This window comes from Streptomyces qaidamensis (genome assembly GCF_001611795.1).
Lineage (GTDB): Bacteria > Actinomycetota > Actinomycetes > Streptomycetales > Streptomycetaceae > Streptomyces > Streptomyces qaidamensis.
Window position 1 is genome coordinate 4,924,415 of the sequence record NZ_CP015098.1, and the last position, 26,016, is coordinate 4,950,430.

Genomic DNA, 26,016 nt, shown 5'->3' on the forward strand with positions numbered 1-26,016 from the left:
CCGGTCCGACGGTTGGCGGCCAACGGCGGTCGCGGTGCACGCGGCTGCGTATTCTCCGCGTTCGCCCTCGACCATGGACATGCCCCGCCCGGAAGGGGTGTACGCGCGTGCCCGCACTTGTGCTGCTCGGTGCTCAGTGGGGTGACGAAGGCAAGGGAAAGGCCACCGACCTTCTCGGTGGCTCCGTGGACTATGTAGTGCGCTACCAGGGCGGCAACAACGCCGGCCACACGGTGGTCGTCGGTGACCAGAAGTACGCACTGCACCTCCTCCCTTCCGGAATCCTGTCTCCCGGCTGTACGCCGGTCATCGGTAACGGTGTCGTCGTCGACCCGTCGGTCCTGCTCTCCGAGCTGAGCGGTCTGAACGAGCGTGGCGTCGACACGTCCAAGCTCCTCCTCAGCGGAAACGCGCACATCATCACCCCGTACAACGTGACGGTGGACAAGGTGACCGAGCGCTTCCTCGGCAAGCGGAAGATCGGCACGACCGGCCGCGGTATCGGCCCGACCTACGCCGACAAGATCAACCGCGTCGGGATCCGCGTGCAGGACCTGTACGACGAGTCGATCCTCACGCAGAAGGTCGAGGCGGCCCTCGACGCCAAGAACCAGATCCTCACCAAGCTCTACAACCGGCGCGCGATCGCCGTGGACCAGGTGGTCGAGGAGCTGCTGGCCTACGCCGACAAGCTCGCGCCGTACGTCGCCGACACCGTCCTGGTCCTCAACCAGGCGCTGGAGGAGGACAAGGTCGTCCTGTTCGAGGGCGGCCAGGGCACGCTGCTCGACATCGACCACGGCACGTACCCCTTCGTCACCTCGTCGAACCCGACCGCGGGCGGCGCCTGCACCGGTGCCGGCGTGGGCCCGACGAAGATCAGCCGGGTCATCGGCATCCTCAAGGCGTACACCACCCGCGTCGGCGCCGGCCCCTTCCCGACGGAGCTGTTCGACGAGGACGGCGAGGCGCTGCGGCGCATCGGCGGCGAGCGCGGTGTCACCACCGGCCGTGACCGCCGCTGCGGCTGGTTCGACGCGGTCATCGCCCGCTACGCGACCCGCGTGAACGGCCTGACCGACTTCTTCCTCACCAAGCTCGACGTCCTCACCGGCTGGGAGCAGATCCCGGTCTGTGTCGCCTACGAGATCGACGGCAAGCGCGTCGAGGAGCTGCCCTACTCGCAGACCGACTTCCACCACGCCAAGCCGGTCTACGAGATGCTCCCGGGGTGGAACGAGGACATCTCCAAGGCGAAGACCTTCGGTGACCTGCCGAAGAACGCCCAGGCGTACGTGAAGGCGCTGGAGGAGATGTCCGGCGCCCCGATCTCCGCGATCGGCGTGGGCCCGGGCCGGGACGAGACGATCGAGATCAACTCGTTCATCTGAGCCGCCCCTCGTTCGCAGGCCGCCCCCCCGTGCCCACGGGGGGGCGGCCTGCGTTCTCCGGAGGGAGAGTTGCCCGGAACGGGCATACGCTGAAGCCATACCCCCGCGTGCGTCGACCAGAAGAAGGTGACCACGATGCGCGTAATGCTCAAGGCGTCCATGGACACGGAGAAGGCCAACGAGGCCATCCGGAACGGCACCCTGGGGAAGATCATCCAGGAGTCGCTGGAACAGATCAGGCCCGAAGCGGCCTACTTCACCTCCGAGCACGGCAAGCGCACCGCTTTCCTGTTCTTCGACATGCAGGACAGCTCGCAGATGCCGGTGCTCAGCGAGCCCTTCTTCCTCCAGCTCAACGCGGAGGTCACCTACACGCCGGTGATGAACGTCGAGGACGTGCAGAAGGGCCTCTCCCAGCTGGGCCGCTGAGCCCGGCGTTCAGCTGAAGACGATCATCGACCCCTGGGCGAGGCTGCGGGTCACGGCCGCGTGCAGCCCGAGCCAGACGTGCCGCTCACGCGCGAACGGACTCGGGTCGTACGGGGCGGGGACGGCGGGCTCCTCCAGCTCCGTCGGTGCGAGCGGCGGCTGGGGAGCGGCCGGCGGGTTGGCCGGGTCGATACCGATACCCGGGGCGACCGTCTCCAGTTCCCGCAGCAGGGCGTGCGAGGAGCCCAGCGGGCCGCCGCCCGCGAGGAGATCGTCGTCGGCGAGCGGACTGGGGAAGTCGACGGGGACGTAGGCGCCTGCGTGGTCGTAGTGCCAGACCAGGTGCGACTGCTGGGCCGTCGACTCGAACATCTCCAGCAACTGCTCGTAGTCACCGCCGAGTTCGTCCACGGGTGTCACCGGAAGGCCGCACACCTGGAGCAGATAGGCGCGGCGCAGGAAGTGCAGCGCGTCGTAGTCGAAGCCCGCGACCGGGGCGACCTCGCCGGACAGGCCCGGCATGTACTGGTACACCGGCACCGGCGGCAGACCGGCCTCGGCGAGCACCTTGTTGTATTGCGCGAGTTCCTCGGCGAAGGGATTGTCCGGCGTGTGGCACAACACGTCCACGAGCGGTACCAGCCACAGGTCACAGGCCAAAGAAGGCTCCTCGCTCAGCGCGGTCGGGTAGCACGGTGGTCAAGAAGGGTAGCGGTGCGGCACGGTCACGGCTCCCGCCGTGCATGTCCCATACCCACAGGGGCAGCGGCGACGCGGGTCATCCGGAGGCGAGCCGCTCGATCAGGGTGAGCGAGTGCGCGTTGTACGCGGCGATGAGCGCCCGGGCGGACTCGTTGTCGCGGTCGATCAGGGCCTCCACCAGCTGCGTGTGACCGGCCCACAGCTCGCCGCGCAGGTCGGTGAGCCGGCGCAGGTGCTGCACCGCGCAGACCCAGGTCTGGACGCGCAGCCGGTGCAGGAAGTCGGCGAGGTAGGGGTTGCCGAAGCAGGCGCCGAGCTCGCGCCAGAAGCGCAGGTCGTAGCCGATGAGGACGGTGAGGTCACCGGCCGCGGCGGCCCGCTGCGCCTCCTCGCCGCGCCTGCGGACCCCGGCGACGACGGCGGCGGCCCGGGGATCATCGGGCCGCACCGCATGGGGCCGCCCCTCGTTCAGCGCGAGGAACATGCCCTCGATGACCAGCCCGCGGGCCTCGATCATGCCGCGGAAGTCGTCGACCGAGTACTCGCGGACCCGGAAGCCGCGGTGCTGGTCGGCTTCGAGGAGCCCCTGCGCGGACAGGTCGACGAGCGCCTCGCGCACCGGCGTCGCGGACACCCCGTACTGCTCGGCGATCTCCTTGACCGTGAACGCCTGACCCGGCTGGAGCCGCCCGGCCAGCACCTCGTCACGGAGCGCGTCGGCGATCTGCTGCCGCAGGGTGCTGCGCGTCACGGCGCCGTTGCCGGTGCTGGCGGGCATGGTCAGGGCGTCTCCCTCGTCGCGTTCGGGTGGCGTGCGCGTACAGGTATGTCTACGAGCACGCCACCTTACGCGTTCGAATGGGACGCGAGGATGTCGGTTACTGACGGGTTTACAGGTGTTTACCCGGCGTACTCGTCCGCCACCGACAGCGCCGCGTCCAGCGCGGCGAGCCCTTCCTTGAGCTCCGCCTCGCTGATGTTGCAGGGCGGCACGACATGTGTCCGGTTCATGTTCACGAAGGGCCACAGCCCGCCCTTCTTCGCGGCGGCGGCGAAGGCGGCCATGGGGGCGTTGGCCTCACCGGCCGCGTTGTACGGCACCAGCGGCTCCCGCGTCTCACGGTCGCGGACCAGCTCCAGCGCCCAGAACATGCCGGTGCCGCGCACCTCGCCGACGCTTCTGTGCCGCTCGGCGAGCGCCCGCAGCTCCGGCCCGACGACGTCGGCGCCCAGCCGGGCCGGGTTCTCGACGACGCCCTCCTCCGCCATGACGTTGATCGTCGCGACGGCGGCCGCGCAGGCCAGCGGGTGCCCGGAGTACGTCAGACCGCCGGGGTAGGGGCGCTTCCCGAACGTCTCGGCGATGGCACCGGAGATCGCGACCCCGCCCAGCGGCACGTACCCGCTGTTCACGCCCTTCGCGAAGGTCAGCAGGTCGGGCGTGACGTCGAACAGGTCCGCGGCGAACCACTCACCGGTCCGCCCGAACCCGGCCATGACCTCGTCCAGGACGAAGACGATCCCGTGCTTGTCGCAGATCTCCCGCACACCGGCGAGGTAGCCGGGCGGCGGGACCATGATCCCGGCCGTGCCCGGGATCGTCTCCAGGATGATCGCCGCGACGGTCGAGGGCCCCTCGAAGGCGATCGTCGTCTCCAGGTGCTCCAGCGCCCGCGCGCACTCCTGCTCCTCGGTCTCGGCGTAGAAGCGGGAGCGGTAGGGGTAGGGCGCCCAGAAGCGCACGACCCCGGCCGTGCCGCTGTCGGAGGCCCAGCGGCGCGGGTCGCCGGTGATGTTCACGGCCTGCTGGGTGCCGCCGTGGTACGAGCGGTACGCCGAGAGCACCTTCGGGCGGCCCGTGTGCAGACGGGCCATCCGGATGGCGTGCTCGACGGCGTCGGCTCCGCCGTTGGTGAAGAAGATCTTGTCCAGGTCGCCCGGGGTCCGCTCGGCGATCAGCCGGGCCGCCTCCGACCGGGCCTCGACGGCGAAGGCGGGCGCGAAGGTCGTCATCTTCGCGGCCTGCTCCTGGATCGCGGCGACGACCTTGGGGTGCTGGTAGCCGATGTTCGTGTAGACGAGCCCGCTGGAGAAGTCGAGGTAGCGCCGGCCGTCGTAGTCCCAGAAGTACGACCCCTCGGCACCGGCGACGGCGAGCGGGTCGATGAGCTCCTGAGCGGACCAGGAGTGGAACACGTGGTCACGGTCGGCGGCCTTGACGGCGGCACCGGCTTCGGGGTTCGGCTGAGGGGTCATGCGGGCGAGCGTAGGTGCGGGGGAGACGGCGGTGAAAGCGGCGGCCTGTCGGGCGTCGGACGCCTTCCACCGACAGGTTGTCCAGACGCGACCCCAACACATTGACAGCCTTCTGTCGTAGTGACAGGATGCTGTCATAGCAGTGCAGGACCGAGGAGGAGTCATGAACGCCACCACCGGCCGCCCCGGCAAGCCCGTCCATCTCGCCGTCTACGACACCCTCGCCGACTGGGAGACCGGCCACGCCACCGCCCAGCTCGCCCGCGCGGGCCGGGAGATCCGGACCGTCGGCCCCGCCACCGCCCCGGTGCGGAGCGTCGGCGGCCTGCGCATCCTGCCCGACCTGGCCCTGGACGCCCTGCGGCCCGAGGACAGCGCGCTGCTGATCCTCCCGGGCGCCGACCTCTGGGACACATCCGGCGACCTGGCCCCCTTCGCCCGCACGGCCCGGACGTTCCTGGACGCGGGCGTCCCGGTCGCCGCGATCTGCGGAGCCACCGCCGGACTCGCCCGGGAGGGCCTGCTCGACGACCGCGACCACACCAGCGCGGTCTCCTTCTACCTGGCCGCGACCGGCTACGCGGGCGGCGGACGCTACGTCGAGGCCGACGCCGTCACCGACGGCGCCCTGGTCACCGCCGGCCCGACCGAGCCCGTCGCCTTCGCCCGCGAGATCCTCCGGCTGCTCGGGGTCTACGAGGGGGAGGTGCTGGACGCCTGGTACCGGCTGTTCCACGACTCCGACGCGGCGGCGTACGCGGTGCTGGAGAAGGCCGGCGCGCTGTGAGCCGCGAGCGTCAGGACCTCCTCAGCCGCAGCGCCCTCGGGGTGTTCCGGCTCAACGGCCAGTTCCTCGCCGTCGCGGAGGAACTGGCCCGGCCCGCCGGGCTCACCGCCGCCTGGTGGCAGGTGCTCGGCGCGGTCCTCGGGGAGCCGCTGCCCGTCTCCGGCATCGCCCGCGCCATGGGCATCACCCGGCAGAGCGTGCAGCGCATCGCCGACCTGCTGGTGGAGCGGGGACTCGCGGAGTACCGGCCGAACCCGGCGCACCGCCGCGCCAAGCTCCTCGCGCCGACCGCGCAGGGGCGGGCGGCGATCGCCCGGATCGACCCCGGGCACGCGGCGTTCGCGGACCGGCTGGCGGAGGAGTTCGGGGAGACGGAGCTGGCGGAGGCGGCCCGCGTCCTCGAACGGCTGTCGAAGGTGCTCGAACAGGCTGGTCCGCCTGTTACCGAACCGTAGACGTCGCCCGGTCCACCCCGCCCCGGCCCCGCACTATTCTCGGTCCGTTGCTCGCGTGTGGGGGGAAGGCGGCTGAGCGATGGAGAACCTGGGGTCCGGGGATCCGCAGCAGATCGGTGCGTACCGGCTGCTGGCGCGGCTCGGTGCGGGGGGCATGGGGCACGTCTATCTGGCCTGCTCCGAGCGGGGCCGCACGGTCGCCGTGAAGCTGGTCCGTGAGGAACTCGCCGCGCAGGAGGAGTTCCGGGAGCGGTTCCGGCAGGAGGTGCAGGCCGCGCGGCGGGTCGGGGGGTACTGGACGGCGCCGGTTCTGGACGCCGACACCGAGGCCGCCGTGCCGTGGGTCGCGACCGGGTACGTCGCCGGGCCGAGCCTGCAGCAGGTCGTCGGGCACGACCACGGCGCCCTGCCCGAGCGGACGGTCCGCATCCTCGCGGCCGGGCTCGCGCACGCGCTCAAGGACGTCCATGCCGCCGGCATCGTCCACCGCGACCTCAAGCCGTCCAACGTGCTCGTCACCATCGACGGCCCGCGCGTCATCGACTTCGGTATCGCCCGCGCCCTGGAAACCGTGACGGACGGCGGGCTCACCCGTACCGGCGCGCTCGTCGGATCGCCCGGCTTCATGGCGCCCGAGCAGGTGCGGGGCGACCGCATCACCCCGGCGTGCGACGTCTTCTGCCTCGGCTCGGTCCTCGCCTACGCCGCGACCGGCGCCCTGCCCTTCGGCACCGCCAACAGTGGCGTGCACGCCCTGATGTTCCGCATCGCCCAGGAGGAACCGGACCTGGACGGCGTCCCCGAGGGCATCGCCGACCTCGTCCGGGACTGCCTGCGCAAGGACCCCGCCGCCCGGCCCTCCCTCGACCGCGTCCTCGAACGCACGGGCGCGGACGACACCGTCGCGGACGGCCGCGCCCTCGATCCGTGGCTGCCGAGCGCGCTGGTCGCGCAACTGGGGCGGCACGCGGTGCGGCTGCTGGAGACGGAGGATCCGCAGGGAGCCGGCTCCGCCGAGGGAGCTGACCCTCCCGGGCCGCCCGCCGGTCAGCGCGATTCCGCCCCCGGCGAGAACCCCGGCCCCGGCCCCGGCCCCACCCCCGAACACGCGTCCGCCGCCGACGAGTCGTCACCGCGCCCCGCGCTGCCCCCGGCCCCCGCGGCGGCTCCCGCCGCGACCCCCGGCCCGCCCCCGCCTGGCCTGCCCGGCGAGGGCGGGCCGGTCAACCACCTGCCCACCATGGTGGCGGGTCAGAGCCCGCCCCCGGCGCCGCGGCAACTCCCGGCCGCCGGTGCCGCGCCCCACCCGCAGATGCAGACACCCCCCCCCCCCTACCCCCCGTACGGCCACCCCCAGCAGCACCCCCAGCCCCACCCCGCCTACGGCGGCCTCGGCTCCACCCCGCCCTACGGCCCGCCGCCCTACGGCACGACCCCGCCGTACGGCCCTCCGCAGCCGCAGCGGGGAAGAGACGGCCGTTCCACCGCGCTGCTCATCGTGATCGCCCTGGTCGTCGCGCTCGCCGCGGGCGGGTCGGTGTACGCGCTGATGCAGGGCGGCGACGACGACCGGGCCGACGACCGCCCCGGCCCCACACAGAGCACGGGCACCTCCCCGACCGCTCCCGGCCCGTCCCCGACGACCTCGCAGCAGGACACCGCCCCCTCCCCGGCGGACGGCACGATTGCGACCGGGTACCTCGGCACCTGGACCACGACCATCGACAACGCCGACGGCGAGCACAGCCGTTCGCTCACCCTCCAGCAGGGCGAACCGGGCGACACGGTCCTGTCCCTCGTGGCCGACGGCCCGACCAAGGGCGGCGGCACCTACCACTGCGTGTTCGAGGGCCGGTTGACCGCGGAACCCGGCACCGACGGCGCGCTGAGCATCGGCCCGTCCACCGTGAAGGTCGGACAGCCCCGCACCGCCTGCACCCCGGGCGCGGCCACCGAGGTGACCCTTCTGCCGGACGGCACGCTGGAGCGTGTGAACACGAGCAGCGGGGAGCGACTGACGTACACGAGGCAGTGACCAACTCCGGGCAACGGGCGAGTCGTTGAACGTCGGGCGAATTCCGGCCGACGAAAACCGGATAGGCGCCCGTACAGCCGTACGGTGACCGGACGATCGAAATCGTCCGGGCGGCGGCGGGGGCACCCACGGTGGAGTGGTTGAGCGCGGAGAACCTCGTGGCCGTGGCCACGGCCCTCCTCGGCATCATCGCCTCGGGCGTGATGGTCTGGTACGAACGCCGGGTACCGCGCCGCAAACGCGTCGGCTACCGGGTGCAGATGGACAACCCCATCGGTGACGACGTGCGTTCGGGCCGCGCCAACCGCCGTCTCGGCCTGTTCGACGAGGCTCCCGGCATGTCCGACGCGACCCTGGTCCTGCTGCGCATCGAGAACGACGGCTCGCAGGGGATCGACCGCGACGACTACACCGGCCCCGAAACGCACGGTCTGACCGCGGTGTTCGCGGGCCGTACCGTCCGCGGTGTCTCGGTCACCCAGCCGTCGGACACCGACCACCTCATGGACCACTTCACGGCCGGCCGCGGCTTCGCCTACGACGGGAACACCCTGCGCATCCCGCGCGTGCCGCTCAACCGCGGCGACCATTTCAAGCTGCTCGTCCTCCTCTCCGGCGGTGACGTCGGGGACGAGATCCGGCTGGTCGGCGGACTGCGCGACGGCGAGGTTCACCCCAACCGCAGCGCCACTCCGGACGAGAAGCCGCCCTTGTTCAGCCGGGCCGCGCGGCTGATCACCATCGCGCTCACGGCGAGCGTGGTCACCCTGGCGGCGATCGTCGTCGCCCAGGACGACACTCCGCCCCCGATCGGCTGCGCGAGCGGCACCCTCACCCTCACCGGCTCCACGGCGTTCGCCCCCGTCCTGCGCGAGGTGGCCGAGAAGTACGAGCGGGACTGCGGCGGCGACCCCGTCATCGACGTGGACGCCCACGGTTCCACGGCCGGGATCCGCGAGCTCACGGCCGCCGGTGACCGGGCGAGACGGGACTCCGCGGGCTCCCCGCCGGTCGTGGCCCTCTCGGACGGCCCCAAGCCGGCCGGCCTGCCCGACCTGCGCGAGAACCGGGTGGCGGTGTCCGTCTTCGCGCTCGTGGTCAACGACGACGTGAAGCTGACGAACCTGTCCACCGAGGACGTCCGGCGCCTGTACCGGGGCGAGATCCGCAACTGGCGGCAGCTCGGCGGCTCCGACCTGCCGGTGCGTCTCGTCAGCCGGGACGCCAACTCCGGGACGAGACAGGTCTTCCAGCGCCGGGTGCTGGGCCGGGGCGAGATCGCCAACTCCTCCGTCGACTGCGTCCACAAGGACGACCCCACGGCGACCGTCCTGCGCTGCGAACTCGACTCGACCGAGCAGGTCCTGGCGACCGTCGCCGGCCTCCCCGGCGCCGTCGGCTACAGCGAACTGAACCTCGCCGCCCGAGCCAAGGGCCTGCACGCGCTGCGCCTGGACGGCGACCCGCCGTCCGTCGACGCCATCGAGCACGGCACGAGCGCCTACCCCTACCGCGAGATCGAGTACGCCTACACCTACGGCCGCCCCCCGGCCGACTCCCTCGCCTCCAGCTTCCTCACGTACCTGGCCCGCGGCAACGGCCAGGACGTCATCCGCACCCACGGCCACGTGCCGTGCTGGACCCCGGAAGGGCTCACCCTGTGTGCGTCCTAGCCGCGGGCAGGAGGCCCGCTGAGGGCCCGAGGCTCACCGCGGCTCCGGCGGGCGCTGGCGCGGCATGTTCGGCCGGGTCCCGCCGTGCGGCGGCACCGGGAACCGGCCGTTCAGCCCTGTCTCGGGCCCGCGGCCAGGTCCCGGGAACACGATCGTCTGCAGCCCCACCGGCGCGGCACACCCCGACCGGAACTCGCCCATCCAGTCGGCGGTCTCCACCCGTACCAGCTCCGTCATGTCCTCGGAGAACCTCCGCAGCACCCCGAGGCACCGCTCGGCGGCCTCGCCCGCCGTGCCCTCCGCCGGGCCGAGCACCTCCCGCACGCTCTCCGCCGCCCAGTCGAACTGCAGCGCCTGGAGCCGCCGCTGCACGGCCTGCGCGGTGGCCACGTCCCGCATCCACCCGGACGTCACCCCGAAGTAGCGGTCGACGGCCACGCAGGCCGCCCCCACCAGCAGCGCCAGACACCCCCAGGGCGCGATCCCGCCCGCGACCCCGGTCAGATCCAGCAGGGGCAGCGCCACCCCGGTGACCGCCCCGGCAGCGGTCCCGCAGCGCAGCACCCGCGCGCACCGCCGCTTCCACACCCGGTCCGTGAGGTACCAGGCCGCCGTCCGCAGCGCCCCGCGCTCCACCCACCGGTACAGCTCGTCCAGCCGGACCGCCGGCTCGCCCCAGTCCCCGAGCGGGAAGACCCGCCCCGTCAGATCGCCCGGCCGCAGCCCGGCCGCCGCCTGCTCGCCCCACCCGTCCTGAGGCGGCCCCTCGGGCTGCATCTCCGGCTGACCCACCCGGCACTCCTCACTGACCACGAATGACCACGTACGGTTCACTCACCGATCACGCTGCGCGATGGACGAAACCCGCATCCGGAACGCGCCCGACCCTTCCTACCTCCCAATGGGTGGCGAAGGCGTAGCTTTCGCCTCTTTTCCGCCCGGAAGTATTCCTTGATCGGGTATAGGGCGCGAGGGGGACTCACTCGAAAGAGTGCTGGGGCGACGGCAGCCCCGACCACGTAGGCTCGTGCCGAACGGGAAAACCCGTACCGAGCAAGGAGCTGATCGTGATCCCCGGTGGTGGCCAGCCCAATATGCAGCAGCTGCTCCAGCAGGCCCAGAAGATGCAACAGGACCTGGCACAGGCGCAGGAGGAACTGGCGCAGACGGAGGTCGACGGGCAGGCGGGCGGCGGTCTGGTGACGGCCACCGTCACCGGCGCCGGCGAACTGCGCGCCCTGAAGATCGACCCGAAGGCGGTGGACCCGGAGGCCGCATCGATCGAAGAGACGGCCGAGACCCTCGCCGACCTGGTCGTGGCGGCCGTCCAGGCGGCCAACGAGAACGCGCAGACGCTCCAGCAGCAGAAGCTGGGCCCGCTCGCACAGGGCCTGGGCGGCGGCGGCATTCCCGGCCTGCCGTTCTGACCAGGCTCACCGCCTTCCTCGGACAGGCGGCAGACAACTACGGTACGTACGGGACGGTGCGTACCGACCCCGAAGACCCAGGAAGGGCAGTCCGTTGTACGAAGGCGTGGTCCAGGACCTGATCGACGAGCTGGGGCGGCTGCCCGGCGTCGGTCCGAAGAGCGCCCAGCGGATCGCCTTCCACATCCTCCAGGCGGAGCCGACGGACGTACGGCGCCTCGCGCACGCCCTGATGGAGGTCAAGGCGAAGGTCCGCTTCTGCGCGACCTGCGGCAACGTCGCGCAGGAGGAACTGTGCAACATCTGCCGCGACACCCGCCGCGACCCGGCCGTCATCTGCGTGGTCGAGGAGCCGAAGGACGTCGTGGCGATCGAGCGCACGCGTGAGTTCCGGGGCCGCTACCACGTCCTGGGCGGCGCGATCAGCCCGATCGACGGAGTGGGCCCCGACGACCTGCGCATCAGGGAGCTCCTGGCCCGCCTGGCGGACGGGACGGTCACCGAGCTGATCCTGGCCACGGACCCGAACCTGGAGGGCGAGGCGACAGCGACGTACCTCGCCCGCATGATCAAGCCCATGGGCCTGAAGGTCACCCGCCTGGCCAGCGGCCTCCCGGTGGGTGGGGACCTGGAATACGCGGACGAGGTCACCCTCGGACGCGCCTTCGAGGGGAGACGACTCCTAGATGTCTGACGCCACGCTGCACGCGACCGACCAGAACCCGGACGACTTCGCGGTCCAGATCGCGGACCAGATCGAGAGCTTCCTGGTCGCCGTCACGGAGGTCGCGAAGGGCGACGAGCCGGAATCGGCCGTGCCCTTCCTCCTCCTGGAGGTCTCCCAACTCCTCCTGGCCGGCGGCCGGCTCGGCGCGCACGAGGACATCGTGCCCGACGAGCGCTACGAACCCGACTCGGGCCCCGAGCCGGACGTCGACGAGCTCCGCGAGAACCTGGCCCGCCTGCTGGACCCGATCGACGTCTACTCCGAGGTCTTCGACCCCTACGAGCCCCGCAAGGCGCCGGTCCCGGCCCGCATCTCCGACGACCTCACGGACGTCATCACGGACCTGCGCCACGGCATGGCCCACTACCGGGCCGGCCGCACCTCGGAGGCCCTGTGGTGGTGGCAGTTCTCCTACTTCTCCAACTGGGGCTCCACCGCCTCGGCGAGCCTGCGGGCCCTCCAGTCGGTCCTCGCCCACGTCCGCCTCAACCAGCCCCTCGCCGAACTCGACGGCCTGGACACGGACCAGGGCATGGGCGACGACACGCTGGAGATCGAGGCGGGCCGCGTGATGACCGAGGAGATCGCGGAGCCCCTGGGGCTGCGTCCGGCGAAGTAGCCGGTCAGAGCCGAACGGCCGTGCCGGTGACGCCGATTCCGCTGTCCGGGTCCTCCGGTACCGTCACCGTGATCGTGCTCGGGCGGCCCATGTCCGTCCCCTGGTGGATCGTCAGGGTGGCCGGTACCGGGGCGAGTCCGAGTTCCCTGAGGTAGCCGCCGAACGCGGCCGCAGCCGCTCCGGTCGCCGGGTCCTCGGTCACGCCGCCGGGCGGGAACGGGTTGCGGGCGTGGAAGACGGTGGGGGACTCGCGCCAGACGAGGTCGATCGTGGTCCAGTCCCTGCGGGCCATGAGGGCGGTGAGCGCGGGCATGTCGTAGTCCAGGTCCGCCAGCCGGTCCCGGGTCGCGGCGGCGATCACCGGGTGCCAGGCGCCGGCGAAGGCCACCCGGGGCGGCAGGGCCGGGTCCAGATCCCCGGCCGACCAGCCGAGGATCGCCAGCAGTTCGGCGAAGTCGGCCTCGTCGAGGGGGACCGTGCGCGGGGCGACGCTCACCAGGGTGGCCACGACGGTGCCGTCCGCCGCCCGGTCCGTGGCGACGGTGACCAGGCCCGCCGCGGTGCGCAGCAGCAGTCGCCCGGTGCCGTGGCGCTCCGCGTGGGCGACGGCGGTGGCGATCGTGGCGTGGCCGCAGAACGGCACCTCGGCGAGCGGGCTGAAGTACCGGACGTTCAGGGAGCCGTCGCACGCGTCCCGTACGAACGCGGTCTCGGAATAGCCCACTTCGGCCGCCGTCGCCAGCATCGCCGCGTCGTCGGCACCGCTCGCGTCGAGTACCACCCCGGCGGGGTTGCCGCCCTGGGGATCGGTGCTGAACGCCACGTAGCGCAATATCTCCATGCCCAGACGGTAGCGCCCGGCCCCCGGTGGTGCAGCGTGATTTGGCGGCTCCTTGTACGGGCCCTGGACGCGCGCTGTACGGCCGCTAACCGGTGAAACGCGAGGCTGGAGTCACTTCCACCGCAGAGAACGCGGAGGCAAGCCGACTCCCCTCGATCCCACGGAGCTGTCATGAACCGTCGCCCCGCCCGCCGGCGCACAGCCGTAGCCGCCACCGCAGTCCTGGCCGCCGGCACCTTCGCCCTCGGGGCCGGAGTCGCCGGAGCCGACGCCGGGAGCAAGGGCGGCAAGCACGCCAAGCCGGTGACCAGGACGCAGGTGCTCGGGCTGTTCGACCAGTGGAACGCCGCGCTGCGCACCGGTGACCCGAACAAGGTCGCCGACCTGTACGCCAAGGACGCGGTCCTGCTGCCGACGGTCTCCAACCAGGTCCGCACGGACAGAGCCGGGATCGTCGACTACTTCGAGCACTTCCTGCAGAACAAGCCGAAGGGCACGAAGACCGAGTCCGTCGTCAACGTCCTCGACCGCGACACCGTCGTCGACACCGGTGTGTACGAGTTCGAGCTCACCGACCACGACACGGGCGCGAAGAGCACCGTCAAGGCCCGCTACACCTACGCCTACGAGAAGCAGCCGAACGGGAAGTGGCTGATCGTGAACCACCACTCCTCGAAGATGCCGCAGGGCTGAGCGGGGTCAGCCGCCGCCCCGGTGGGACGCCCGTAGCGTGATCGTCACGCACAGGCCGCCACCCGGAGCGTCCGTCAGCGCCACGGTCCCGCCGTCGTCCGTCGCCAGTTGCCTGACGACGGCGAGACCGAGGCCGGAGCCGGACTTCCCGGTCAGGCCCTGGCCTCGCCAGAAACGGTCGAAGGCACGGGACTTCTCGGCATCCGACATGCCGGGCCCCTCGTCCAGGACCGACACCTCCACCACATCGCCCCGGTGCTCCACCCGCACGGTGATCGTCCCGCCGTCGGGCGAGACCTCCAGGGCGTTCGAGAGCACGTTGTCCAGCATCTGGTCCAGATGACCGGAGCTGGCCAGCACAGACGGCCGGCCGTCGGTACTCCCCCTGAGCGCGATGGTGACTCCGCGCTCGTCGGCGGCCGGCCTCCACACGGCGAGCCGCTCCCGCACGATGTCCATCAGCGGGAGCGGCTCGGCCGCCGTCACCTTCGCCTCGGCCCGGGCCAGCACCAGCAGCCCGCTGACCAGCCGGCTCATCCGCACGACCTCCGCCGTGGCCTGCTCCACGTCCTCCCGGACGAACTCGTCGTCGACGCCGTCCGCGATGTTGTCCAGGGACAGCCGCAACGCCGTGAGCGGGGTGCGCAGTTGGTGGGAGGCGTCCGCGACGAAGATGCGCTGGGCCGCGATCAGGGTGTCCAGGCGTTCGGCGCCCTGGTTCAGGGTGCGCGCCAGGGTCTGGGTCTCGGGCGGGCCCGTCACGGGGGAGCGGGCCGTCAGATCGCCGTCGCTGAACTTGCTGGCCATGTCGTTGAGCTGGCGCAGCGGCCGGGTGAGGCGCCGGGCCACCGCGGCGCCGAGCAGGGCGGCCACCCCGAGGACGAGCACGGCGAGGACCGCCCGGAAGCCCCAGATCTGCCACAGGCGGCTGGTCATCTCGTCGGTCGAGTACAGGATGCGCACGGCGCCGACGACCCGGTCCGTGCCGGCCGCGCGGGCGGGCACCGTGATCTCCAGTTCGGGGCCCCAGATGAAGGAGGAGCCCCAGTCGGTGGTGGACCCGCCCTCCTTCAGGGCCCTGGTCAGGGCCGCGTCCGCCGTCGGCCGCGGCAGGTCCGCCGGGCAGCTCGCGGTGGCGGTCACCTGGATCTCGTCGTCGTAGGCCTTGGCCATCTCCTCCAGCGCCCGGCAGGAGGCGGCCCGGCCGTCGCCCAGCAGCAGGGCCATGGCGTCGGCCTCGCGCAGGACGGCCGACCTGGTGTCGCCCCGCAGCTGGTTCGTGAGCGTGAACGCCACCGGCACGGTGAACAGCGCGATGGCGACCGCGACGAGCAGGACGTAGCTGCGGACGAGCTGGCGGATCATGAGGCGGTGCCGTCCCCGCCGGTGTCCTGCGCGATCTCCAGCCGGAAGCCGACCCCGCGCACCGCCTCGATGGTGATCGCCCCCGCGAGCTTGCGCCGCAGCGCCGCCACGTGCACGTCCAGCGTCTTCGTCGGCCCGAACCAGTTCGCGTCCCAGACGGCTTCCATGATCTGTTCGCGCGACATCAGCGCCCCGGGCTCCTCGGTGAGGAAGGCCAGCAGGTCGTACTCCTTGGGGGCGAGGGCGACCTCCTCGCCGTCCAGGCGCACGCGGGCCGCCTTGCGGTCGATCGTCAGGCGGGTGCCGTAGCGGTCGGGGCCCGCGTCGGGCGTGCCAGCGGGGGTCTGGGGCCGCGTGCGGCGCATGACGGCCCTTATCCGGGCGATGACCTCCCGGACACCGAACGGCTTGGAGACGTAGTCGTCCGCGCCGAGCTCCAGGCCGACCACCCGGTCCGTCTCGTCGCTGCGGGCGCTGATCACGATGATCGGGACGTCACCGCGCTCGCGCAGCGCCTTGCAGACGTCGAGGCCGTCGGTGTCGGGCAGGCCGAGATCGAGCAGGACGACGTCGTAGGGGCCCTCGTGCCGCAGGGCCGCCCCGCCCGTGGTGACCCACTCGACCTCGAAGCCGTAGCGCCTCAGGCCGCGGCGCAGGGACTCGGCGACCGGTTCATCGTCTTCCACCAGGAGTACGCGCACAGCCGAACCCTAGTGCTTGAAAGTTGTCTGACCCCTGCCGCACCGGGTGCGATTGTGACGCCGGGCACTTTCCCGCGTGGCGTGTGCCCAGATGGGCATGAGCGACTCTGGACGGGCGGGCCGAGATCTCACCATGCGATATCGCGGAAGGGATTTTCGGACGCTCGTTAGACTGAGCCGACCGCGGTACGAATGCGTATGAGCGGATAGAGACGGATTGAGCGAGGAGCGCACGTGGGCCTTGTCGTGCAGAAGTACGGAGGCTCCTCCGTAGCCGATGCCGAGGGCATCAAGCGCGTCGCCAAGCGGATCGTGGAAGCGAAGCAGAACGGCAACCAGGTGGTTGCCGTGGTTTCCGCGATGGGCGACACGACGGACGAGCTGATCGATCTCGCCGAGCAGGTTTCCCCGATGCCTGCCGGGCGCGAGCTCGACATGCTGCTGACCGCCGGAGAGCGGATCTCCATGGCCCTGCTGGCGATGGCGATCAAAAAGCTGGGCCACGAGGCCCAGTCGTTCACCGGCAGCCAGGCGGGTGTCATCACCGACTCGGTCCACAACAAGGCCCGGATCATCGACGTCACGCCGGGCCGGATCAAGACCTCGGTGGACGAGGGCAACATCGCGATCGTCGCCGGTTTCCAGGGCGTCTCCCAGGACACCAAGGACATCACCACGCTCGGCCGCGGCGGCTCCGACACCACGGCGGTGGCTCTCGCGGCCGCCCTCGACGCCGACGTCTGCGAGATCTACACCGACGTCGACGGCGTGTTCACCGCCGACCCGCGTGTGGTGAAGAAGGCCCGGAAGATCGACTGGATCTCCTTCGAGGACATGCTCGAACTGGCGGCGTCCGGGTCGAAGGTGCTGCTCCACCGCTGTGTGGAGTACGCCCGCCGGTACAACATCCCGATCCACGTCCGGTCCAGCTTCAGCGGACTTCAGGGCACATGGGTCAGCAGCGAGCCGAAGCAAGGAGCAAAGCAGGTGGAGCAGGCTCTCATCTCCGGTGTCGCGCACGACACCTCCGAGGCCAAGGTCACGGTCGTCGGCGTGCCGGACAAGCCGGGCGAGGCGGCCTCGATCTTCCGCACGATCGCCGACGCCGAGATCAACATCGACATGGTCGTGCAGAACGTGTCCGCCGCCTCCACGGGCCTGACGGACATCTCCTTCACGCTGCCGAAGACCGAGGGCCGCAAGGCCATCGACGCGCTGGAGAAGAACAAGGCCGGCATCGGCTTCGAATCGCTGCGCTACGACGACCAGATCGGCAAGATCTCCCTCGTCGGCGCCGGCATGAAGACCAACCCGGGTGTCACGGCCGACTTCTTCACGGCCCTGTCCGACGCGGGCGTGAACATCGAGCTGATCTCGACCTCCGAGATCCGCATCTCGGTCGTCACGCGCGCCGACGACGTGCCCGAGGCCGTCCGTGCCGTGCACTCCGCGTTCGGGCTCGACTCCGACAGCGACGAGGCCGTCGTCTACGGGGGCACCGGCCGCTGATGGCCGATCTCCGACAGGACGCCCGGACCGTACGGTCCGGGCGTCCGACGCTTGCCGTGGTGGGGGCGACCGGAGCCGTCGGCACGGTCATGCTCCGGATCCTGTCCCAGCGGGCGGACGTCTGGGGCGAGATCCGGCTCATCGCCTCCCCGCGCTCGGCCGGCCGCAAGCTGAGCGTGCGCGGCGAGGAGACCGAGGTCCTCGCGCTCACCGAGGAGGCCTTCGACGGGGTCGACGTCGCCATGTTCGACGTGCCCGACGAGGTCGCCGGGCGGTGGGCGCCCGTCGCCGCCGCCAAGGGCGCGGTGGTGGTCGACAACTCCGGCGTGTTCCGGATGGACCCGGAGGTGCCGCTCGTCGTGCCCGAGGTCAACCCGCACGCCGTGCGGATGCGCCCGCGCGGGATCATCGCCAACCCCAGTTGCACGACGCTCTCCATGATCGTGGCCCTGGGCGCGCTGCACGCCGAGTTCGGCCTGCGCGAGCTGGTCGCCTCCTCGTACCAGGCCGTCAGCGGCGCCGGGCGCGAGGGCGTGGCGACGCTGCGGCAGCAGCTGTCCCTGGTCGCCGGCACGGAGCTGGGGACCAACCCCGGCGACGTGCGGCGGGCCGTCGGGGACCACACCGGACCGTTCCCGGAGCCGGTCGCGCTGAACGTCGTGCCGTGGGCCGGTACGGCCCGTGAGGACGGCTGGTCCTCGGAAGAGCTGAAGGTACGGGACGAGTCCCGCAAGATCCTCGGCCTGCCGGGCCTTCCCGTGGCCGTCACCTGTGTCCGGGTGCCGGTGATCACCACGCACTCCCTGACCGTGCACGCCCGTTTCGAGGGTGAGGTCACCGTCGACAAGGCCCGCGAGATCCTCGCCACGGCGCCCGGTGTCGTGCTGTTCGACAACCCGGCCGCGGGGGAGTTTCCGACCCCCGCCGACGTGGTCGGCACCGACCCGACCTGGGTCGGGCGGGTCCGGCGGGCGCTGGACGACCCCACGGCGCTCGAACTGTTCGTGTGCGGGGACAATCTCCGCAAGGGTTCCGCGCTCAACACCGCGCAGATCGCCGAGCTGGTCGCCGCCGAGCCGCGCTGACGGGTCACCGACCGGCTTTCGTGAAGTTTCGCCGTGGCAGAACACCACGGCCGATGTCATAGGCGGTTTGTAGGATCTGTGCACGACATGTGAGCCGGTCGATGGTCCGGACCACTTGTCCATGGCGCTTCGGCATCAGAGGATTTACCTCCCCGTCCTCCGCAACCGTGCGGAGGGCGGGGAGCGTCTTTGCGGTCGCCCTTCGGCCGTGGGAGCGCTTCATCAGGCGTGGGGACGCCTGGAACCGGGCGTGGGGACGTCCGTTTACATATGGACATAGGGGAAGAGCGGGACGCATGAGGGCATTTGATGCACTATCGGTTGTGCTGCCTGACGCGGGTAGACCGTCGGCGACGGTCGGCGTGAAAGTGATGCCCGGCACGTACAACCCTGACAGGGGTCAGCGTGTCCAACAGGCGTGGCAGAGGTACTCGACTTCAGCGCGGCACGCGGCACGGTCCTTCGACCGCCCCGTCCGGCGGCTCTACGACCCCGCATGGCCGGTACGCCCGGTGGCATGCCGGTGATCGCGCCCGTGCCCGCAGCGCGGCCGGCCCGCATACCCAACCAGCGTGACGGCGCAGAGGACGGCGTAGCGGCCGGAACCTCCGTCGACCACCTCACCGAGACCTACCGCGCGCACTACCGCTCGCTGCTGGGACTCGCCGCCCTCCTCCTCGACGACACCGCCTCCTGCGAGGACGTCGTCCAGGAGGCCTTCATCCGGGTCCACTCCGCCCGCAAGCGGGTCCGCGACCCCGAGAAGACGCTGGCGTACCTGCGCCAGACCGTCGTCAACCTCTCGCGTTCCGCGCTGCGCCGCCGCATACTCGGCCTGAAGCTGCTGTCGAAGCCCATGCCCGACATGGCCAGCGCCGAGGAAGGTGCCTACGACCAGCTGGAGCGCGACTCCCTCATCAAGGCGATGAAGGGGCTGCAGCGCCGCCAGCGCGAGGTGCTGGTGCTGCGCTACTTCGCGGACATGACCGAGGCGCAGGTCGCCGAGACCCTCGGCATATCGCTGGGCTCGGTCAAGGCGTACGGCTCGCGCGGCATCGCGGCGCTCCGGGTGGCCATGGAGGCGCCGGCATGAGCGACCGCAACGGCACGGGCGGCAACGGGCGCGAGGGCCCCGAACCCGCCGAGCGCCTCGACGAGTGGCAGACGCCGACAAGGCTGCACGGGCAAGATCCGAAGCAATCGCACGCTGGGAACGGAACTGTGAACCACGGCCCCGACGACCAGAGCCCCGACGGGCTCGACTCGGACGAGCTGGACCTGCGCACGATGCTGCACCAGGTGGTGCAGGAGGTGGAGCCGCGCGACGGCACCCTGGAGTACCTGCGCAAGGCGGTGCCCCAGCGGCGGACCCGCAAGCGGCAGGCCGTCGTCGGCATGGCCGCCGCCGCGCTCTTCATCGGCACCGCCATCCCCGCCCTGGTGCACGTCTCCAACGCCACCGGCTCCGACGCCAACCCGTCCGCCATCGGCCACGCCTCCGAGACGCAAGGAGGCTCCGGCGAGGGGAAGGGCCCCGACGGCGGCGAGAGCACCGCGGGCGGCTCCTCCGGCAAGACCGAGGGCAAGGAGAAGGGCGACAAGAAGGAGAAGGACGAGGACAAGGGAACCGGCGCCGCCACCGGCGCCTCCCAGGGCGGTACCGACCCTTCCTCCACCGCCGCCGCCGGCATCCCGGCGTGCACCGCCGCCCAGCTCGGCCCCGCCTCCGGAAGCGCGGGCGCCCCCGACTCCACGGGCGCGGTCTCCGGCTCCTTCCGTGTCACCAACGTCTCCGGCGCGGCCTGCACGGTCACCGGCCCGGGCTCGGTGAGCGCGCTGCCACAGGGCGCCGCCGACATCAGCAAGGTCGGTCAGGCCCGCCACACCGCGGGCGACGCGGCGGCCGGTCTGCTGCCCGACCCGTCCCTGGAGGCCGCCCAGCTGGTGCTCCAGCCGGGCATCGGCTACGACGTCAAGTTCGCCTGGGTCCCCTCCGAGACCTGCCCCACCCCCGGCGGAAGCGTCGGCGGTCCCGACCCCAGCCCCGACCCGACCCCGTCGCAGGACCCGGCGACCACCGCCGGCACCTCCACCGGCGGCGACACGGGCACGGCCCCGCAGCTGGCCACGGAGGACGGCACGGTCGACGGCAGCGTGGCGGTGACGTACACCCCGGGCACGGGCTCGGGCGCCACCTCGGTGACGGTGCCCAACGCGTGCGCGGGCACGGTGTACTGGACGGGCGTCCTGGCGGGGGCGTAGCAGGAGGCGCAGCTCCTCCGGGGCGCGGGCCGCCCTGCCCGGCGGGGACGCCCCTCACTTCACGGCGGCGTCCACGGCGACAGGCTCCTCACCCGTCACCAGCCCCAGCTCCGCATCCCGTACGGACTCCACCTCACGCCGCAGCAGCCGGAACCACATGAAGATCACGAACCCCACGAAGGCGAACCACTCGGCGGTGTAGCCCAGGTTCTGGAAGGCCTTCAGGTCCAGCCCCGAGTCCGGCGGCGCGGCGGCCGGCACCGCCTTCATCCCCGAGTCACCCTTCGACAGTGTGACCCACGCGTCGTACACGTCGTACGGCACCAGGTTCACCAGGGACGCCGCACTGATCGCCGCCGTCTGCCCGGCCGGCAGCCCGCCCTGCGCACTGACCCCGTTGTCCCCCGGTGTCTCCGACGCCTGCAGTGCCCCGGTGACGGTGACCTCACCGGCCGGCGGGGCGGGCACCCGTGCCGTCCCCGCGGCCCCGGGCAGCCATCCCCGCACCACCGGCAGCGCCTCACCCGAGCCGGTCCGCAGCAGGGCCAGCACGTAGAAGCCCTGCCTGCCGTCGAGCTCCCGCCCGGGCACCAGGAGCTGCTTGCCGTACCGCCCGCTAGCGGTGACCAGCTTCCCGGACGTGGCCTTGGTCACCGGCAGCATGTCCTTGAGGGGACGGGGCGCCTCGCTCTGGGCCTCGGCGACCTGCTCGGTCGCCGTGCGATGGTCCTGCACCCGGTCCTCGAACCGGCCCAGCTGCCAGGACCCCATGAAGATGCAGAAGGGGATGGACAGCAGCACGAAGACGTTGATCCCCCACCATCGGGGCGTCAGCAGAAACCGGTACACACCCCCACGGTACGGGGCTGTCGGGCAGGCCCTGCCCGCGGGGTGGGCAACGGAAGCGGGCTCGCCGGGGGTCCGGCCGGTGCGGCTCCGCGGGGCGGCGGAGAGCGGTTGCCGGCCTTCGGGGCCGAGGCGGGCCCGACGTCCCGCAGGGGGTTCCGACCGGCCCGGAAGGGGGAGTGGTGGAGGTTGTCCACAGGCTGGGGACCTCGCCAGCGCATTGTCGGCCCGGGCGGGCAGTATGGGGCCATGACTGAGAGCAACGGGTCCGACGCGCGGGATCGGCGGGACCAGCACGAGCAAGCGGTACAGGCGGGACAGCAGGAGCGGATGCCGGACTGGGAGAAGCGCTTTCGGGCGCCCCGGGTCTCCCTGCCCGACTGGGCGGAGGACGCACCGGACCGCTCCCTGTTCGTCTCCAATGCGACCGGTACGTACGAGCTGTACGCCTGGGACCGGTCGACGGGCGAGCAGCGCCAGGTGACGGACCGGCCGAACGGCACGACGGACGGCGTGCTGTCCCCGGACGGGGCGTGGATCTGGTGGTTCGACGACAAGGACGGCGACGAGTTCGGCGTCTGGCGCCGCCAGCCCTTCGCGGGCGGCGCGGACGAACCGGCCGCCGAGGGCCTGGAGGCCTCCTACCCGGCGGGCCTCGCCCTCGGCCGTGACGGGCGCACGGCGGTCGTGGGCCGCTCCACGGACGAGGACGGCACGACCATCCACCTGGTGCGCACCGGCGAGGAACCGGTGGAGATCTACCGCCACCGCGAGTCGGCCGGTGTCGGCGACCTCTCCCACGACGGCTCGCTCATCGCCGTCGAGCACACCGAGCACGGCGACGCCATGCACTCCGCGCTGCGCGTCCTGCGCCCCGACGGCTCGGCGGTCGCCGACCTCGACGACACCGAGGGCGGCACCCGGGAGCTGGGCCTGGAGGTCCTCGGCTTCGCCCCCGTCGACGGTGACACGCGTCTGCTCATCGGCCACCAGCGCCGCGGCCGCTGGGAGCCGCTGGTGTGGGACGTGGCGACCGGCGAGGAGGCGGACCTGGCGCTGGAGCTGCCGGGCGACGTCAGCGCCGAGTGGTACCCGGACGGCAGCGGCCTGCTCATCGCGCACAGCTTCGAGGCCCGCAGCGAGCTGTTCCGCTACGACCTGGCCGGCCGTGCCCTCACGGAGATCCCGACCCCGCCGGGCACCGTGTCCGGTGCGACGGCCCGGCCCGACGGCAGCGTGGAGTACCTGTGGTCCTCGGCGGCCGAGCCGTCCGCGGTCCGCTCCACGGAGGGCGGTGTCGTGCTCGACCCGCCCGGCATGAAGTCGCCCGGCTCGGTGCCGGTGGAGGACGTGTGGGTGGAGGGGCCGGGCGGCCGCATCCACGCCCTCGTCCAGAAGCCGCAGGGCACCACCGGCCCGCTCCCCACGGTCTTCGACATCCACGGCGGGCCCACCTGGCACGACAGCGACTCCTTCGCGGCGGGCCCCGCGGCCTGGGTCGACCACGGCTACGCGGTGATCCGTGTCAACTACCGCGGCTCCACGGGCTACGGCCGTGCCTGGACGGACGCCCTGAAGCACCGTGTCGGCCTCATCGAGCTGGAGGACATCGCCGCGGTCCGTGCATGGGCCGTCGGTTCCGGCCTCGCCGACCCCGACCGCCTGATCCTCACCGGCGGCTCCTGGGGCGGCTACCTCACGCTCCTCGGCCTCGGCGTCCAGCCCGACGCGTGGACCCTCGGCATCGCGGCGGTGCCCGTCGCCGACTACGTCACGGCGTACCACGACGAGATGGAAGCGCTGAAGGCGATGGACCGCACGCTCCTGGGCGGCACGCCCGAGGAGGTCCCCGACCGCTTCGAGGCCTCGTCCCCCCTCACCTACGTCGACCGGGTCAAGGCCCCGGTCTACATCTCGGCCGGCGTCAACGACCCCCGTTGCCCGATCCGTCAGATCGAGAACTACGTCAAGCGCCTGGAGGCGCGAGGCGCGGTGCACGAGGTGTACCGCTACGACGCCGGGCACGGGTCGCTGGTGGTGGACGAGCGGATCAAGCAGGTGCGGCTGGAGCTGGAGTTCGCGGAGAGGCACCTGAGGGGGGTCGCGGACGCCCAGTAGCCCGGGAGGCGGGGGTGGTTCGGCGGCTGCGGGTGGGTGGTGCTGATCGCGCCGTTCCCCGCACCCCTGTGGGCGCTTCGCGCCCTTGGGGTGTTCGGGCGCCCCGTCACGCCCCCGACCGCTCCCGCCGCCTCCGCCCCAGCAGCTCCGCGAGCCCCCGTCGAGTCGCCGCCAGCACCACCCGGTCCCCGGGCCCCAGCACATACGTCGGGGGCAGATCCCACACCAGTCCCGAAGCCGGTACCCGCTCCTCACCCGGGGGCTCGGGTTCTCCCCGCCGCCCCCCGGGAGGTGACGTGTTGAGCGCCAGGACCCGCCAGGCCCCCGCCCGGAACGCCTCCCCGACCGTGTGCCCCTCCAACTGCGGATGCCCGCCCACCTCCAGCTCCGCGAACAGCAGCACCCGCCGCTCCACCGGGATCGCCCCCAGGATCTGCCGCCCCATCATCGCTCCGGCGAACGCGGGCGCGGCCAGATGCGACACACTGCGGCTCCGCGTCAGGGCGAACGGATGCGCGGCCCGCAGCGTGCGGTACACGGCCGTCGCGAAGTCGTCGTCGTACAGCCGCAGCACGACCCGCAGATCGGGCCGCACGGACCGGGCGTACAGCGACGCCTCCAGGTTCGTCGTGTCCGCACTGGTCAGCGCCAGCAGTGCGTGCGCCCGGTGGATCTTCGCCGCCTCCAGCACGCCTTCCTGCGTGACGTCCCCGATCACCACCGGTACCCGCAGCCGTCGTGCCGTGGCGATCCCACGTGCCTCCGGATCGGCCTCCACACAGACCACGGGAGTGTTCAGTTCCCGCAGCCGCGTGAGCACCCGCGTCCCGATCTTGCCCAGCCCGAGCAGCACCACGTGCCCGCCGAGCCCGCGCGGCGGCTTGCGCAGCGCGGACGCGGTGCGGAAGGTGCCGAGTGCCTCCAGCACCGCGGCCAGCAGTACCGGCAGCAGCAGCAACCCGACCAGCCCGGACAGCAGTTGCAGTACCTGTTCGCCGGTCGACTCGTGGAACGCGGGATCGTTGATGCCGAACAGATCGAGCAGCGTGACGTACGTCGCGTACAGCGGATGCTCGTCGGTCACGATCGTCAACGCGACGGCGAGGGCCAGCACACAGCCCACCAGCCCGGCCAGCGACCACCGCAGCCGCCGCGAGAACAGCGAGGCGAACGGCGGCACACCGCCCCGCCCGGCGGGCAGGGACGGCCCGGAGTACGACACCTGCTCCAGGGCCACGGTCCCGCGCCCGGTCGCCGCCGCCACCGCCGCCTCGTCCGGCAGCAACTGCGGCCCGTGCTCCCCACTGCCCTCGGAACCGTCCGCGCCGGCCGGGTCGTTGCTCGTCGCGGACAGCAGCGCCAGGGTGCACAGCCCCGGGTCGGCGACCTCGCCCGGCCGCGGCGGCTGCCGTTCCACCGCACGCAGCACGAGTCCTTCCGTCTGGACGACCTTGCTGGTGCCGACGAGGGCGGTGGCGGCCAGCGCGGGGGCGGCCGTGTCGGCGTCGGACAGCACCGTCGTCGACGTGTCGAGGCCCGCGCCCTGCCCGTCCCCGGAGGCCACGGCCGCTGTCTGGTCCAGCAGTTCCTCGATGTGCTGCCCCAACCGCCTGTTGTACAGCCGGAGGACGAGGCGGAGGCGAGGGTTGAAGCGGCGGGCGGTGAGCGCGGCGCGGATGTTGGTCTCGTCGTCGTCGTAGACGAGGGCCAGCGCCGCCGCCCGGTCTGCGCCCACCTCGGTGAGCACGGCCTCGGTGACCTCGGCGGCCTCGACGACCTGGTCGTTGGAGGCCGGTTCGGCGCCGCCCGCCCCCGCCCGGCCGGCGGCCGCGCTCACCACCCGGTCGAGCAGCGCCGCCGACGCGGCACGGGCCCGCCCGACCACCGGGCGGCGCACCCGCCTGCCGGAGGGCGGTACGACGAGCGTGACCTGCTCGGCGTAGACACCGCGCAGTTCGGCGGCCAGCCGGTGCACGAGCCCGTCGTCACCGCACACGATCATGTGCGTGGCCGGATCACTCGGCTGACCTTGGTTCGGAACGCTCCCCACGGGGAGAAGACTGCCTCACCGGGACGACCGGTTCCAGAAGGGGAC

24 protein-coding genes are annotated in these 26,016 nt (G+C 72.1%); 15 read left to right on the forward strand and 9 right to left on the reverse strand.

Annotated features, from left to right (window positions below; all coding sequences use genetic code 11):
• Positions 1–107 precede the first annotated feature (107 nt).
• Both A4E84_RS21890 and A4E84_RS21895 read left to right on the forward strand, forming a co-directional pair.
• Positions 108–1,391 (forward strand): adenylosuccinate synthase, encoded by a 1,284-nt coding sequence (locus A4E84_RS21890; protein ID WP_062928219.1) that lies wholly within the window; start codon positions 108–110, stop codon positions 1,389–1,391.
• Between the two features lie 135 nt (positions 1,392–1,526).
• Positions 1,527–1,820 carry a hypothetical protein gene (locus A4E84_RS21895; RefSeq protein ID WP_062928220.1) on the forward strand — a complete coding sequence of 98 codons (294 nt, stop codon included), beginning with the start codon at positions 1,527–1,529 and terminating at the stop codon, positions 1,818–1,820.
• A gap of 9 nt (positions 1,821–1,829) precedes the next feature.
• On the opposite strand, the gene A4E84_RS21900 is transcribed toward A4E84_RS21895, so the two are convergent.
• The 3 genes from A4E84_RS21900 to A4E84_RS21910 form a co-directional block, all read right to left on the reverse strand.
• Entirely contained in the window at positions 1,830–2,480 is a 651-nt protein-coding gene (locus A4E84_RS21900) for a hypothetical protein (RefSeq protein ID WP_033310151.1), read from the reverse strand.
• 118 nt (positions 2,481–2,598) lie between these two features.
• The gene (locus tag A4E84_RS21905) at positions 2,599–3,300 is read right to left on the reverse strand and encodes a GntR family transcriptional regulator (protein WP_062928221.1); all 702 of its coding nucleotides are present in this window, start codon (positions 3,298–3,300) and stop codon (positions 2,599–2,601) included.
• 122 nt (positions 3,301–3,422) lie between these two features.
• Positions 3,423–4,778, reverse strand: coding sequence for an aspartate aminotransferase family protein (locus A4E84_RS21910; protein WP_062928222.1), 1,356 nt, complete (start codon positions 4,776–4,778; stop codon positions 3,423–3,425).
• 163 nt (positions 4,779–4,941) lie between these two features.
• Here A4E84_RS21910 and A4E84_RS21915 point away from each other — a divergent pair, with 163 nt between their 5' ends.
• The 4 genes from A4E84_RS21915 (at position 4,942) to A4E84_RS21930 (ending at position 9,728) form a co-directional block, all read left to right on the forward strand.
• Entirely contained in the window at positions 4,942–5,565 is a 624-nt protein-coding gene (locus A4E84_RS21915; protein ID WP_062928223.1) for a DJ-1/PfpI family protein, read from the forward strand.
• Positions 5,562–6,020: a MarR family winged helix-turn-helix transcriptional regulator gene (locus tag A4E84_RS21920; protein WP_062928224.1), complete on the forward strand. Its 459-nt coding sequence runs from the start codon at positions 5,562–5,564 to the stop codon at positions 6,018–6,020. Before A4E84_RS21915 ends, A4E84_RS21920 begins: the two co-directional genes overlap by 4 nt.
• A 79-nt stretch (positions 6,021–6,099) precedes the next feature.
• On the forward strand, positions 6,100–8,055 hold the full coding sequence (locus A4E84_RS21925) for a serine/threonine-protein kinase (RefSeq protein ID WP_062928225.1): 1,956 nt from the start codon (positions 6,100–6,102) through the stop codon (positions 8,053–8,055).
• Positions 8,056–8,186: 131 nt separating this feature from the next.
• Positions 8,187–9,728, forward strand: coding sequence for a substrate-binding domain-containing protein (locus tag A4E84_RS21930; RefSeq protein ID WP_062928226.1), 1,542 nt, complete (start codon positions 8,187–8,189; stop codon positions 9,726–9,728).
• Positions 9,729–9,761: 33 nt separating this feature from the next.
• Here the strand turns inward: A4E84_RS21930 and A4E84_RS21935 are convergent, their stop codons facing one another.
• Entirely contained in the window at positions 9,762–10,520 is a 759-nt protein-coding gene (locus A4E84_RS21935) for an SLATT domain-containing protein (RefSeq protein WP_062928227.1), read from the reverse strand.
• A gap of 275 nt (positions 10,521–10,795) precedes the next feature.
• On the opposite strand from A4E84_RS21935, the gene A4E84_RS21940 reads away from it, so the two are divergent.
• From A4E84_RS21940 to A4E84_RS21950, 3 genes are all read left to right on the forward strand, one after another.
• Positions 10,796–11,155 carry a YbaB/EbfC family nucleoid-associated protein gene (locus A4E84_RS21940; RefSeq protein ID WP_079129057.1) on the forward strand — a complete coding sequence of 120 codons (360 nt, stop codon included), beginning with the start codon at positions 10,796–10,798 and terminating at the stop codon, positions 11,153–11,155.
• 94 nt (positions 11,156–11,249) lie between these two features.
• A complete protein-coding gene (gene recR, locus A4E84_RS21945) occupies positions 11,250–11,849 on the forward strand; it encodes a recombination mediator RecR (protein ID WP_062928229.1) in 600 nt (199 codons plus the stop codon).
• Entirely contained in the window at positions 11,842–12,501 is a 660-nt protein-coding gene (locus tag A4E84_RS21950) for a DUF5063 domain-containing protein (protein WP_062928230.1), read from the forward strand. Before recR ends, A4E84_RS21950 begins: the two co-directional genes overlap by 8 nt.
• 4 nt (positions 12,502–12,505) lie before the next feature.
• Here A4E84_RS21950 and A4E84_RS21955 read toward each other — a convergent pair whose 3' ends face one another.
• Positions 12,506–13,342 (reverse strand): PhzF family phenazine biosynthesis protein, encoded by an 837-nt coding sequence (locus A4E84_RS21955; RefSeq protein WP_062928231.1) that lies wholly within the window; start codon positions 13,340–13,342, stop codon positions 12,506–12,508.
• Positions 13,343–13,513: 171 nt separating this feature from the next.
• Between A4E84_RS21955 and A4E84_RS21960 the strand changes: the two genes are divergently transcribed.
• Positions 13,514–14,035, forward strand: a complete 522-nt coding sequence (locus A4E84_RS21960; protein WP_062928232.1) for an SgcJ/EcaC family oxidoreductase — start codon at positions 13,514–13,516, stop codon at positions 14,033–14,035.
• 6 nt (positions 14,036–14,041) lie between these two features.
• Here the strand turns inward: A4E84_RS21960 and A4E84_RS21965 are convergent, their stop codons facing one another.
• Together A4E84_RS21965 and A4E84_RS21970 are read right to left on the reverse strand one after the other, a co-directional pair.
• Positions 14,042–15,400 carry a HAMP domain-containing sensor histidine kinase gene (locus tag A4E84_RS21965; protein ID WP_062928233.1) on the reverse strand — a complete coding sequence of 453 codons (1,359 nt, stop codon included), beginning with the start codon at positions 15,398–15,400 and terminating at the stop codon, positions 14,042–14,044.
• A complete protein-coding gene (locus tag A4E84_RS21970) occupies positions 15,397–16,101 on the reverse strand; it encodes a response regulator transcription factor (RefSeq protein WP_062928234.1) in 705 nt (234 codons plus the stop codon). Before A4E84_RS21970 ends, A4E84_RS21965 begins: the two co-directional genes overlap by 4 nt.
• A gap of 234 nt (positions 16,102–16,335) precedes the next feature.
• Here A4E84_RS21970 and A4E84_RS21975 point away from each other — a divergent pair, with 234 nt between their 5' ends.
• The 4 genes from A4E84_RS21975 (at position 16,336) to A4E84_RS21990 (ending at position 20,957) form a co-directional block, all read left to right on the forward strand.
• Positions 16,336–17,610 carry an aspartate kinase gene (locus A4E84_RS21975; RefSeq protein WP_062928235.1) on the forward strand — a complete coding sequence of 425 codons (1,275 nt, stop codon included), beginning with the start codon at positions 16,336–16,338 and terminating at the stop codon, positions 17,608–17,610.
• Entirely contained in the window at positions 17,610–18,695 is a 1,086-nt protein-coding gene (locus A4E84_RS21980; protein ID WP_062928236.1) for an aspartate-semialdehyde dehydrogenase, read from the forward strand. The genes A4E84_RS21975 and A4E84_RS21980 overlap by 1 nt, the downstream gene beginning before the upstream one ends.
• A gap of 517 nt (positions 18,696–19,212) precedes the next feature.
• Complete coding sequence (locus A4E84_RS21985; protein ID WP_062931548.1) at positions 19,213–19,788, forward strand: SigE family RNA polymerase sigma factor; 576 nt, start codon at positions 19,213–19,215, stop codon at positions 19,786–19,788.
• A 128-nt stretch (positions 19,789–19,916) separates the two neighbouring features.
• The gene (locus tag A4E84_RS21990) at positions 19,917–20,957 is read left to right on the forward strand and encodes a hypothetical protein (RefSeq protein WP_062931549.1); all 1,041 of its coding nucleotides are present in this window, start codon (positions 19,917–19,919) and stop codon (positions 20,955–20,957) included.
• Between the two features lie 54 nt (positions 20,958–21,011).
• On the opposite strand, the gene A4E84_RS21995 is transcribed toward A4E84_RS21990, so the two are convergent.
• Positions 21,012–21,806, reverse strand: a complete 795-nt coding sequence (locus A4E84_RS21995) for an SURF1 family protein (RefSeq protein WP_062928237.1) — start codon at positions 21,804–21,806, stop codon at positions 21,012–21,014.
• Between the two features lie 246 nt (positions 21,807–22,052).
• Between A4E84_RS21995 and A4E84_RS22000 the strand changes: the two genes are divergently transcribed.
• Positions 22,053–23,921: a S9 family peptidase gene (locus A4E84_RS22000; RefSeq protein ID WP_062928238.1), complete on the forward strand. Its 1,869-nt coding sequence runs from the start codon at positions 22,053–22,055 to the stop codon at positions 23,919–23,921.
• 106 nt (positions 23,922–24,027) lie between these two features.
• On the opposite strand, the gene A4E84_RS22005 is transcribed toward A4E84_RS22000, so the two are convergent.
• A complete protein-coding gene (locus A4E84_RS22005) occupies positions 24,028–25,923 on the reverse strand; it encodes an NAD-binding protein (protein WP_062928239.1) in 1,896 nt (631 codons plus the stop codon).
• Positions 25,924–26,016 lie beyond the last annotated feature (93 nt).